Annotated in this window: 9 protein-coding genes and 2 pseudogenes; 1 reads left to right on the forward strand and 10 read right to left on the reverse strand. The window is 62.5% G+C overall.

Features of this window, described 5'->3' with window-relative positions; all coding sequences use genetic code 11:
• Positions 1–228: 228 nt before the first annotated feature.
• Positions 229–486: pseudogene (locus QCE73_RS38155) on the forward strand (transposase); the annotation flags it as partial.
• On the opposite strand, the pseudogene QCE73_RS38160 reads toward QCE73_RS38155, so the two are convergent.
• The 10 genes and pseudogenes from QCE73_RS38160 to QCE73_RS38205 form a co-directional block, all read right to left on the reverse strand.
• Positions 386–691, reverse strand: a pseudogene (locus QCE73_RS38160) (hypothetical protein); the annotation flags it as partial. The pseudogenes QCE73_RS38155 and QCE73_RS38160 sit on opposite strands and share 101 nt — an antisense overlap.
• 671 nt (positions 692–1,362) lie before the next feature.
• Positions 1,363–1,629: a hypothetical protein gene (locus QCE73_RS38165; protein WP_233409867.1), complete on the reverse strand. Its 267-nt coding sequence runs from the start codon at positions 1,627–1,629 to the stop codon at positions 1,363–1,365.
• 44 nt (positions 1,630–1,673) lie between these two features.
• A complete protein-coding gene (locus QCE73_RS38170) occupies positions 1,674–2,615 on the reverse strand; it encodes an electron transfer flavoprotein subunit alpha/FixB family protein (RefSeq protein ID WP_309885961.1) in 942 nt (313 codons plus the stop codon).
• Positions 2,616–2,637: 22 nt separating this feature from the next.
• Complete coding sequence (locus QCE73_RS38175) at positions 2,638–3,387, reverse strand: electron transfer flavoprotein subunit beta/FixA family protein (protein ID WP_233391201.1); 750 nt, start codon at positions 3,385–3,387, stop codon at positions 2,638–2,640.
• Positions 3,384–5,021, reverse strand: coding sequence for a GMC family oxidoreductase N-terminal domain-containing protein (locus tag QCE73_RS38180; RefSeq protein ID WP_309885962.1), 1,638 nt, complete (start codon positions 5,019–5,021; stop codon positions 3,384–3,386). The genes QCE73_RS38175 and QCE73_RS38180 overlap by 4 nt, the downstream gene beginning before the upstream one ends.
• On the reverse strand, positions 5,018–6,241 hold the full coding sequence (locus QCE73_RS38185) for a CaiB/BaiF CoA-transferase family protein (RefSeq protein ID WP_233391197.1): 1,224 nt from the start codon (positions 6,239–6,241) through the stop codon (positions 5,018–5,020). The genes QCE73_RS38180 and QCE73_RS38185 overlap by 4 nt, the downstream gene beginning before the upstream one ends.
• On the reverse strand, positions 6,234–8,012 hold the full coding sequence (locus tag QCE73_RS38190) for an FAD-dependent oxidoreductase (protein ID WP_309885963.1): 1,779 nt from the start codon (positions 8,010–8,012) through the stop codon (positions 6,234–6,236). Before QCE73_RS38190 ends, QCE73_RS38185 begins: the two co-directional genes overlap by 8 nt.
• A gap of 12 nt (positions 8,013–8,024) precedes the next feature.
• Positions 8,025–9,206, reverse strand: coding sequence for an acyl-CoA dehydrogenase family protein (locus tag QCE73_RS38195; RefSeq protein ID WP_309885973.1), 1,182 nt, complete (start codon positions 9,204–9,206; stop codon positions 8,025–8,027).
• Between the two features lie 20 nt (positions 9,207–9,226).
• On the reverse strand, positions 9,227–10,051 hold the full coding sequence (locus tag QCE73_RS38200) for an aldolase/citrate lyase family protein (protein ID WP_309885964.1): 825 nt from the start codon (positions 10,049–10,051) through the stop codon (positions 9,227–9,229).
• 12 nt (positions 10,052–10,063) lie between these two features.
• A complete protein-coding gene (locus tag QCE73_RS38205) occupies positions 10,064–11,545 on the reverse strand; it encodes an NAD-dependent succinate-semialdehyde dehydrogenase (protein ID WP_309885965.1) in 1,482 nt (493 codons plus the stop codon).
• Positions 11,546–11,650 lie beyond the last annotated feature (105 nt).

Raw genomic sequence — 11,650 nt, forward strand, 5'->3', positions numbered from 1 at the left:
TCGCAAGCGTCTGCTGTTTCATTGTCTTTTGACTTACTCGTTGCTCGTGCGCTCTATAACGCTTGACGCGCACAGGCGGTGGACTTAATCAGTGTTGCCCTAACACGAGCTCACGGCTCATCGTACGATCAACGGCCTGCCCACCCGAAGTGCTCCCCGGTGCCCCTGTCCCGGATGGTCGCACCATACGCCAAAATCGCGGCAGGGATGGATGAGGCACCAAGCCCTATCATGCCGGCTACAAACGCCATCGAGAGCATGCACATGCAGTTGCGCAAGATCGTCGAGAATCGCGGCCACTTCCCGAGCGACGAAGCTGCCAGCAAACTGCTGTATCTGGCCTTGCGCAACATCGAGAAGGACTGGAAGATGCCGCCTATAACCTGGCGGCAAGCAGGGACTCCATCGGGATCCCAAGCTTCCCCGGCAGATTGGCCTTATGGTGCGCCGTCTCGAATGCGTTCCACAGGGTATCGGCGTCACTGACCAGTCGATATCCCGCATCAAACGCCTGCGGAACGTAGAAGCGTGTAAAACTCCATTGGCTGCCTTCGGGATAGGCAGTCTGATCGTAGCCATTCAGGCATGTCGCCACGTCCTGTGCATTGCGAATGCCATAAAAAGCCAACTCCTCGACCATCAGACGCGCGACGATCTGCGTCTTGCCCGCGGCCTGCATTGCAGTTCGTCTAACGCGTCGGGTGAACGCACCGCCGATGCTGTCCGTCACCCGTAACTCTGCTCATGAAAGTCCCCGTGCCCGAACCCCAGATCTCAACAGACAAACAGGCCCTCAGCTTCGACATCGATTGGCGCGGAGAAAGCGTCACGTGCGTCGTGACGCGCGGGTGCTTGGAAGTCTTTTTTTCTGGCTCCCGCACGACGCGGACGATAGCCGACTGATGAGCGTGTTCAGGGACGGTTTCGCGCGGATCGAAGCGGTCGCGCGGCGCAAGCTGCGGGCGCGGTCAACGCGCCCGGTCCGCCTGACGCAGGCTGATTTTTCGAGTGGTTGACGGTCTAGCGCCTTATTTTGCTGAGAGATACTGAAAGGCCCACCCTCGCCGTAGCGCGAAGGTGCATTAAAAGATTGACGATTAGTTGCATGCGACGGAAGGTGAGACGGCGCCAGACCGACCATGCCCGATGCCACACCGCAGGTATCAGAGCGGGAACGGACATTCCGTGCTGTCACCTAAGGACACCGGCCAAAGCCGACAGTAAGCGATGGCGTCCATGAGCCGGTAGGAACACCAGGTGTCTCCGCACGTTGAATAAGCAAAAAAGCGCGCGATGGTTTACGGCAACGTCGGCGGTATAAAATTTCGATTGGCGACAGGCACGGCCGCAAGCGCTGCCAGTTCACGCGACGCTTCGTCGTAGAAGATTGCCTCGAAGCGTTTCGTCATTGCTTCTTTGAGTGCGGACTTTGGCACCACGAATGGCCACGTCGAAGTCTTTATCCGTGGCAACGTGACGATGATCGACGCTCACCAACCAGCTACCATTGGCAAGACACCAGCGAATGCGGCGCTCCTCGACAAGGTTCGCAAACCATCGCCAGATGTCCGCATCTTCGGCGTTCGCCGCAATGGCTGCGCTTCGCCGGACCTCTTGTGAAAGACCCAATGGTTTCTCCGCCAGTGAACGCGAGCAGCCAGTCATCAAAGGCCTCATAGGCTCCCGACGAGTTCGGGCACGAGGGTGAACAGGTCACCGACGAGGCTGTAATCCGCGACGCCGAAAATCGGCGCTTCTTCATCCTTGTTGATCGCGACGATCACTTTCGAGTCCTTCATGCCGGCGAGGTGCTGAATCGCACCCGATATGCCGACCGCGATATACAACTGGGGCGCGACGATCTTGCCCGTCTGCCCGACCTGATAGTCGTTCGGCATGTAGCCCGCATCGACAGCTGCACGCGATGCGCCCAGCGCTGCACCGAGCTTGTCTGCCAATGGCTCCAGCACCTTCGTGTAGTTCTCGCCGCTGCCCAGACCGCGGCCGCCCGACACGATAATCTTTGCCGACGTCAGCTCCGGACGATCGAGCTTCGTCACTTCGCGGCTCACGAACTGCGAGATGCCTGCGTCGGCTGCGGCTTCGATCTTCTCGAGCGAGGCGCTGCCGCCTTCCGCGGCGACCGGATCGAAGCCCGTTGCGCGCACCGTGATGACCTTGACGAGGTCAGCCGATTGCACAATCGCGATCGCGTTGCCCGCGTAGATCGGGCGCTCGAACGTATCAGCACTAACGACTGCCGTGATGTCGCTGATCTGTGCGACGTCGAGCTTCGCGGCGATACGCGGCACGATGTTCTTGCCGTAGGCGGTAGCCGGAGCCAGGATGTGCGAATAATCCTTTGCGATATTCAGCACGGTCGCTTCGATGTTTTCCGCGAGACCGACTTCGAGGTGCGCCGCATCGGCCAGAAATACTTTGCTGACGCCCGCGATGTTCGCTGCCGCGTCGGCCGCGCCTCGCGCGTTGTGACCCGCAACAAACACGTGAATGTCACCGCCGAGCTTCGTCGCGGCGGCAATGGTAGTCAGCGTCGCTGCCTTGATCGACGCGTTATCGTGTTCTGCTATTACCAGGCTAACAAGATTCGTCATTTGCCCTTTCTCCGCGTTCTATCTAAAGCACCTTCGCTTCGTTCTTCAGCTTCTCGACCAGCGTCTTCACGTCCGGCACTGTCACGCCGGCGGAGCGCTTGGACGGCTCGGCGACTTTCAGCGTCTTGAGACGCGGAGTGACATCCACGCCGAGGTCTTCGGGCCTGATCGTTTCCAGCGGTTTTTTCTTCGCCTTCATGATGTTCGGCAACGTCACGTAGCGCGGCTCGTTCAGACGCAGATCTGTTGTCACCACGGCGGGAAGCGTCAGCGAGAGCGTTTCAGCTCCGCCGTCCACTTCGCGCGACACGGTGGCCTTCCCGTCAGCCACAACCACCTTCGACGCGAACGTCGCTTGCGGAAGGTTAGTTAAAGCGGCAAGCATCTGCCCGGTCTGGTTCGAGTCGTCGTCGATGGCCTGCTTGCCCAGCAATACCAACGAAGGCTTTTCCTTGTCGACCAGCGCCTTCAGCAGTTTGGCAACGGCCAGAGGCTGCAGGTCTTCGGATGACTCGATCAACACAGCACGATCCGCGCCGATCGCCAGCGCCGTACGCAGCGTCTCCTGCGCCTGAGTGACACCGCAAGAAACCGCCACCACCTCGCTAACCACGCCGGCTTCCTTCAACCGCACCGCTTCCTCGACCGCGATTTCATCGAACGGATTCATCGACATCTTCACGTTGGTAGTGTCGACCCCCGTGCCGTCCGACTTGACCCGGACCTTCACGTTGTAGTCGACCACTCGCTTTACACCTACCAGCACTTTCATACCGTCTCCTTCGAATATGTCGAAGCCGTGCGCGCCGTCATCGGCGAACGGATCAGGTCAGCCGCGCGCTCGGCCAGCATCAGCACCGTCGCATTGGTGTTGGTCGAGGTTATCGACGGCATCACCGAGCCGTCGACGATGCGCAGGCCGGTCGTTCCGCGCACCCGCATTTCAGAATCGACGACGCTCATTTCGTCCTCTCCCATCCGGCACGTGCCAACCGCGTGATACACGGTCGAGCCATTGTCACGCACGTATTGCAATAACGCCTCGTCGGTGTCCGCGTGACGGCCCGGTACGGTTTCGTCGACGATATAGCGGGCGATCTCGGGCTGCGCGAAGATCCGGCGGCCGATCTTGAGTCCTTCCACCATCGTGTTGCGGTCCAGTTCGCAGCTGAGGTAGGACGGTGCGATCGTCGGCTCTGCCGTGATGTCGCTGCTGGTGATATGGACGTGCCCGCGGCTTTCCGGGCGCATCTGCCAGACGCCGCAGGAGACACCGGGCTCAGACTCCAGTACGCCAATCCGTCCCTCGACGAAGCTGCCTGGCGCAATCACGAACTGCACGTCAGGCCGGGTCGCGAGCGGCGTCTGTGCAAAGCCGCCGACGATCGCCGCGCTATACGTCAGTACGCCGGTGCCCGACACGACGTAGCGCATCATCTCGCGCGCGAGCGCGAGTCCGTGCGAGCGCTCGTTCGCGGTACCTGCACCCCGTACTCGATAGCCGAGCCGAACTACATAGTGATCTTGCAGATTGTTGCCGACGCCCGGCAATGCGATGCGAGCTCGAATGCCCGCATTGTCGAGCACGTCCTTATCGCCGATGCCACTCATTTCGAGCAGCTTGGGCGTGCCGATCACGCCGGCGCTCAAAATCACTTCGCGGGTCGCGCGAAACTGCATGGAAGCGCCTGCGGTCGTCGCATTGATGCCGCTCACGTGCGTCCCGTTCATTTCGAGCCCGGACACCTGGACGCCGGTCACCACCGTGAGATTCGGCCGCGCCGTTGCGGGCCGCAGATAACCGCGCGCAGCGCTGGACCGGCGACGTCCGTCGCGCGTTTGCTGGTAGTACCAGATCGACGGACCGCGCGTGTCGCTGTTTGGATCGTCTACAAACTCAAGACCGGCCGTTTGGGCGGCTTGCACGACCGCACCGCAAATCTCCGGCGGATTCTTCACCCGGCTGACCTGAATCGGACCCTGCGTGCCGCGTTTCGGACTGTTGCCCTCGGTCCACGTTTCGGAGCGGCGGTAGAACGGCAGACAGTTGCCGAAGGTCCAGCCCTTGGCGCCTGACTGTTCCCAGCTATCGATATCCTCCGCGAACGGGCGCACATAAAGCAGGCCGTTGATCGCACTGGACCCGCCGAGTCCGCGTCCGCGCGGAAACAGGATCGCACGGCCGCTGGTCTCGGCGTCGGCCCGCGTGCGATAGCGCCATGTCACGGTTGGATGATCGAGCAGTCGCACGAAACCGGCCGGTACGTGGATGAACGGGTGACGATCGCGCTCGCCGGCTTCGACAAGAATCACTTTGACGTTCGGATCTTCGGTCAGGCGGTTTGCGAGCACGCAACCCGCCGTTCCCGCGCCGACGATCACGTAGTCCGTTGTGTACGATTTCATGACTTCGCTCCGGCGACGGCCGCTTCACGACCTTCGAGTGCCGCGATCTCATCCTCGGCGAAACCGAACTCGACAAGCACTTCAGCCGTGTGTTGTCCGAGCGTAGGAGGCGCACGGCGGTAAGCTACCGGGCTGCCGTGAAAATTCACCGGACTCGCGATGTTCGTCACCCTGCCCGCAACCGGATGTTCGATCTCAACGACCGCGTGGTTATGCGCGATCTGCGGGTCTTCCGTCAACGCGGTGTGATAGTCCTGCACGATCGCGCATGGCACGTCCGCCGCACTTAGATGCGCCACCCAGTACTCTGCGGTATGCAGCAGAAACTGCTGTTCGAGGATCACGTCGAGCGCGTGCCGATTCGCTGTCCGCGCGGTGTTGCCGATGAAGCGTTCATCGCTCAGCAAGTCTTCGCGGCCCAACGCCCGGCAAAGGTTCTGCCAGAATTTTTCGGTGAAGCAGGCCGCGAAGAAATAGCGGCCATCGGAGCCCTGATAGTTGCGATACGGCACCATTGTCGGATGGCCGCTGCCGAGGCGCTCCGGCGCTTTGCCGCTTCTCAGCGTCTCGCCGTCGCGCGGGATGGTGCTGAAAAGCGCAGCCGACAGCAACGACGTATCGATGCGCTGCCCTTCGCCGTGCCGTTCGCGATGCAACAACGCCGCCGAAATCCCGAACGCGATCAGCGCAGCCGCGCCGAAGTCGGGCAACGGTGCCCCGAGCCGAACCGGATTGCCGCCGGCTTCGCCCGTCATGTCCATGAGACCCGCCACGGCCTGCACGATCGGATCGTTCGCGGGCCATGCGGCGTAAGGACCGCTTTGTCCGAACGCCGACACGCTTGCATAGACGATCATCGGATTGCGCGCTTTCACGGCCTCGTAGCCGATGCCGAGCCGATCCACCGTGCCCGGTCGGAAGTTTTCGACGACGACATCCGCCTGCTCCGCCATGCGCAGGAATGCATCGCGTCCTTTCGGCGACTTCAGGTCCAGGCGGATGCTGCGCTTGTTACGGTTCTGCGACAGGAACTGGACGCTTTCCCCTGCGACGAATTGATTACCGAGATTGCGCGAGAGGTCACCGGCCTTCGGTTCCTCGACCTTGATCACGTCCGCGCCGAGATCGGCGAGCAGCACCGTACCGACCGGACCCGCGGTCATGACGGTGAGATCGAGAACGCGGTAGCCCGACAACGGGCCGACTGGCTTCTTATCCATGATTTGCCACCTGGGAATGCGATGCGTCCGTGAGTTCGGCACGCGGGTAATCGAGCACGTCGAAGGCGAGATGGAACGGGTCGGCCTCACCGCGCGTGATGGTCAATGCGTGACTGAAATGCGCGTCGTCGCGCTCAGGACAGTCGGTGCGATAGTGGCTGCTGCGCGATTCGCGCCGCTCGATACACGCCTGCACGATGACGTCGGCAGTCGTCGCCATGTTGTCGATCGTCAACGCGTCGATTACTTGCGGCGGCGTGGCCCCGCCCCCTGAGGCGAACGCCGCGCGCGCCTCGCGAGCGGCAGCCAACGCGATGTTCAGGCCGCTTTCCGTCTTCTCGACGAGGCAATGCGCCTGCATCGCTGCGCGCAGATCGGAGGCGATACGTTGAGCGTCGAACGACGCATTCGGTTTGAGCGCCGTTTCGAGGCGCCGTGCAAGCGGCGCCACATCGGACGTGCCCGGCGCCGCGCTGCCGCGTGCGAATGCGGCCGCACCCGCGCCTGCGCGATGGCCGAAAACCTGCCCTTCCGCAAGCGAGTTGCCGCCCGGACGATCTGGACCGCGCACGCCGCCCGCGAGTTCGCCGATCACGAAGAGCCCCTGGATGGTCGACATCGCGTCGGTGCTGGTCATTCGGACACCGCCATTCAGGCATTGAAAAGCAATCCCGACCTCGAGCAGGTCACGCTTCGGATCGAGTCCCTTGGCGCGCATCCAGCGCATGGTGTTCGGAATGGTGGCCGCCAACCGTTCCTCGGCGATGTCGGCGAAAGAGAAATGCACCGCGCCGCGTTCCGTGCCCCTGCCCTGCGCGATTTCCGTTGCGATCGCGATATCGATATAGCGCGACTCGTTCGAGATCGTGAACGGGAACACTTTCTCGTCCATCGCAGCCTCGGGGGTCACGCCCGTCGGTAGATAGTCCGGGAGGAATTCGTGACCGTCGCGATTGAGCATCTTCGGATGCAGGATGAAGCACGACTTGCTGAAAAGTTGCACGTAAGGGTGCACCATCGCCGGCCCGAACTGGTGGAACTCCATGTTCACGAGTTCTGCGCCGTGGCGGAAGCAGATCGCCTGGCCGTCACCGGTCATCTCCGCGGTCGACACCTGCTGCGAGAACAGACCGTGCGCGCCGCCCGTGCCAAGCACGACGGCCCGCGCCGAGACCACCAGCAGCCGCCGCGAATCGAGGTCCATCGCAACCACGCCGCTCACGCGCCCTGTCGAATCGCGCAGGAGGTCGATCAGCGCCGCCGGCTGACGGATCTCGACACCGAGCTTTCTGGCTTCGTCCGCGAGCGCGCTCACGAAGGCCTTGCCGGTTTTGCCCTTCACGCCGAGCGCGCGCGCATAGCTGCCGAAGTCGCTGCGGATGAGCTTATAGCCGTCGTCGACGCGGTCGAATGGCACGCCGAGTTCGATCAGGTCAGCGATGCGCTTCGGTGCGTCCTCTGTCAGCACGCGCACCAGGTCACGGTCGATGAAGCCGGCTGCCGGACGCATCGTGTCTTCGTAGTGCACCGTTGCGCTGTCGTCGGGACTGCCGTAGCCGGATGCCCCCATGCTCATGATTTCGCTAGCGCCGTGCACCGTGCTGCCACCCTGTCCGACCGGCGCCTTGGCCAGCATGAGGACCTTCGCACCCGCCTGTGCCGCGGAAACGGCAGCACGCGACGCCGCGCCGCCACCGCCGACCACGACTACATCGGCTTGCGCGTGGTCGACGCCAAAGCCGAATTTCTCCAACGTCCGAACTGCCGTCACGTCTGTCTCCGCTTACGATTTGAGCGCGCGTGCCACGATGTTGCGCTGAATTTGATTGGTGCCACCGAAGATCTGGAACATCTTGGCTTCGCGGTAATGACGCTGCATCGCGTATTCGGCGGAGTAGCCATTGGCACCCATGATCTGGATGCCGTCGGTCGCGACCTGCACGTAGGTGTCCGACGCGAAGTACTTCGCCTGCGACGACTCCACGTCGCAGTTTTCGCCTTCGTCGAGCAGCTTCGCCGCCCGAAACGCCATCAGCCGGGCGGCATCCACGCGCGTCTGCATATCGGCGAGCAGATGCGACACGGCCTGGAAATCGATGATCGACTGCCCGAACTGTTTGCGGTCGTTCGCATACCAGCGCGCAAGATCGATCGCCGCCTGCGCGCCGCCCACACACATCGCCGACAACGCAATGCGCTCCTTCGACAGCACCGTGGTGAGCTTCTTCCAGCCGACGTGCAGGCCGCCCACAATCATGTCTTGCGGGACACGCACGCCGTCGTACACCACTTCGCAGGTCCGGATAGCGTGGCCGCCGAGCAGATCGATCGGATTGATGGTCAGGCCTCTCGATTCTTTCGGTACGAGGAAGAGGCTGATCCCGTCGTGCTTCTTCGCTTCCGGATTGGTACGCACCGCGGTTAGGATGTAGTCGGCCTGCAGCGCGCCGGAAATCCACATCTTGGTGCCGTCGAGAATGAAGTCGTTTCCGTCGGCCACGCCGCGCGTGGTCAGCGAGGCGGCGTCCGACCCGGAGCCGTTTTCGCTCAGCGCAAAGGCAAGAAAGGCACGCCCTTCGGCCAGCTTCGGCAACACCAGCGCCTTGATGTCGTCTGTAGCGAAGCGCGCCAGCGCGCCGCCCGACATGTTCACGTTGGCGTTCCAGAAGCGCGCGAGCGCAATGGTGTGATACGCGACGACTTCCAGATAAGCGGCCATGTCGAGATAGCCGCCGATGCCGCCGTATTCTTCGGGCAGCGTGATGCCGAACCAACCCTGTTCGGCGGCCACCTTCACGAGTTCCAGTGGGAAGCGCTTCTCTTCGTCGCACTGGCGCACGTATTCCGGCGATGCATGGCGCGTCAGCACCCGATTCACCGAATCTCTAAACTCGAATTGATCGGCATTCAGATAGGGTTTCAGGTCGCGCCGGTTGACCAAATTGCTTGCGTATTCGGGATTCACTATGTCTCCTTCTTGACCGATCAGGATGCCTTGCGTTGCGCCATCTCTTGTTCCGCTTGGCCGAGCGGGATGGCACGCAACATCTGCGAACGCGACTTCGCCCCCGTCATCAGGAACGCAAGGTCCGAGCCGCTGAGAATGAAACGCGCGCCTTTTTGCACGTAGGCGGTCATCAATGCCTCGTCGTACACGCCGCCCACGCCCGGCACCTTGCCGTGCCGGTGACATGCGGCGCACACGGCGTCGATGGCGGCCGCCACACGCACGTGGCCGAGTTGTCCGGTGATACCGAGATCCGCCGCAAGATCGGTCGCGCCGACGAGCAGCACGTCAATGCCGGGCACGGCGGCGATCGCGTCGGCGTTTTCGAGCCCTTCGCGGGTTTCGATCATCGCCACGACCAGCACTTCGTCGTTGATCGCGCGAACCACATCGGCGATCGGAAGTGCCTGGAAGCCGACCTGCGGCAACATGCCCGGGATCGACCGTCCGCCGGCAGGCGGGAAGCGGCACATGTCGGCGATTCGCGCGGCCTGTTCAGGCGTACTCACGTGCGGCACAACGATGCCCATCGCGCCGGTATCGAGCAGACGAGTGGCGTGGAACGGCTCGTGCCCCGGCACACGGATGATCGGCGTCACACCGCCCACCAGAGCAGCGGCGCAAATCTGCGCGGCCGTGTCGATGTCCATCGAATTGTGTTCCATATCGATGAACAGCCAGTCGAAACCCGCCGTCTGCGCGATCTGCGCGATGTCGACGGTGCGGGCCTGGCGCAGCCCCATGCCGAGTGCCAGTTCACCCGCGGCGAGTTGCGCTTTTGCGTGATTCTTGATGCTTCGCATGATCAATCCCATTCAGGCGGTGGCGTCGAGCGGCTCGTCGTTCGCCAATTCCAGGTTGATGAATTTACTGTCCATGTATTCGCGGATCGCATTCGGTCCGCCTTCCCGGCCGAATCCGCTGTCCTTGCTGCCGCCGAATGGCGTCTCCGCCGTCGACGCTACAAACGTGTTCACGCCGACTACGCCGGCCTGCAGACGCTCCGTGGTTTCCAGCGTGTTGCGCATCGAGCGCGTGAAGACATACGCCGCGAGCGCGAACGGCAGCCGGTTCGCCTCGGTGATGACTTCGTCCATCGTAGTGAATGGGGTGAGCGTGCCGACCGGGCCGAACGGCTCGTCGTTCATCAGGCCGATGTGCGAAGTGGGGTTGGCGACGAGCGTCGGCTCGTAGAACCAGCCGCGCCCGAATTGCGCGGGGCGCCGGCCACCGCACAGCACGGCGGCGCCTTCACTCACGGCTTCATCGACGAGTCGTTCGATTGCGTCGCGGCGCTTCGACGTGGTCAGCGGACCCAGATCGGTGTTCTGCTGCAACGGATCGCCGACCCGAAGCGCTTTGGAGCGCTCGACCAGCGCTTTCACGGTCTTATCGAAGATCGATTCATGGATGTAGAAACGTGTCGGCGAGGCGCAAACCTGACCCGCATTGCGGAACTTGCCCAGCGATGCGAGATGCGCAAAAGCGCCGATGTCAGCGTCGCGATGCACGATCACGGGCGCATGGCCGCCGAGTTCCATCGTGACCTTCTTGAGGGTCTTCGCGGACATTTCGACGATCTGTCGGCCGATCGGCACCGAGCCGGTAAAGCTGATCTTTGCGACGCGCGGGTCGGCCATGATCGTCGGCGTAATCGTGTCCGCTTTGCCGATCACCAGATTGACTGCGCCTCCGGGGAACCCGGCATCGACGAAACAGCGCACCAGTGCCATCGTCGCGCCGGCCGCTTCGTTTGATGGACGGATCACGATCGCGTTGCCGGCGGCCAGCGCCGGGCCCATCTTGCGGGCCAGCAGGAGCAGCGGGAAATTCCACGGCGTAAACGCGGCGACCACGCCGAGCGGCTCGTAATGCACCAGATACCGTCCACCCTTGACGCGACTTTCGTAAGACATGCCGAACACACGGCGCGCTTCATCGGCGAACCAGTCGATCGACTCAGCGGACGCATTGGCTTCGCCACTGGCCTGTGCGATCGGCTTACCTGTTTCCAGCGCCACGATGCGCGCGAGCTGCGGCGCGCGTTCGCGGATGAGCGTCGCCGCGCGGCGCAGCAGCGCTGAGCGCTCCCATGGCGTCAGCTTGCGCATGGCAGCTGCGGCCTCGGTCGCGGCGTCGACGGCCTCGATGACCTGAGCCTGGCTGGCCAGTGGCATATAGCCCAGCCGCTGTTCCGTCGCCGGATTGATTGAAAGCTGGCCGTCGTCAGCCGTCGCGGCTTGCCAGCGGCGTCCGAGCAGCAAGCCGTGCTCGCGGTAGTGCGCCTCTAGTTCCATTTACTTCCTCCTGACAGGTATCGCAGACGTCCCGGTTTGTAGGTGCTTTCCCGGGGACTTTATTGCATGCACTCTTTTACTAATATCAACACCTTGACATCAAAG

Origin of the sequence: Caballeronia sp. LZ029 (assembly GCF_031451275.1) — a bacterium.
GTDB classification, from domain to species: domain Bacteria; phylum Pseudomonadota; class Gammaproteobacteria; order Burkholderiales; family Burkholderiaceae; genus Caballeronia; species Caballeronia jiangsuensis.

Bases quoted from the DNA above. Each gene is read 5' to 3' on its own strand.
- QCE73_RS38170 (WP_309885961.1), bottom strand. From the start codon at position 2,615: ATGACGAATCTTGTTAGCCTGGTAATAGCAGAACACGATAACGCGTCG.
- QCE73_RS38175 (WP_233391201.1), bottom strand. From the start codon at position 3,387: ATGAAAGTGCTGGTAGGTGTAAAGCGAGTGGTCGACTACAACGTGAAG.
- QCE73_RS38180 (WP_309885962.1), bottom strand. From the start codon at position 5,021: ATGAAATCGTACACAACGGACTACGTGATCGTCGGCGCGGGAACGGCG.
- QCE73_RS38185 (WP_233391197.1), bottom strand. From the start codon at position 6,241: ATGGATAAGAAGCCAGTCGGCCCGTTGTCGGGCTACCGCGTTCTCGAT.
- QCE73_RS38200 (WP_309885964.1), bottom strand. From the start codon at position 10,051: ATGCGAAGCATCAAGAATCACGCAAAAGCGCAACTCGCCGCGGGTGAA.
- QCE73_RS38205 (WP_309885965.1), bottom strand. From the start codon at position 11,545: ATGGAACTAGAGGCGCACTACCGCGAGCACGGCTTGCTGCTCGGACGC.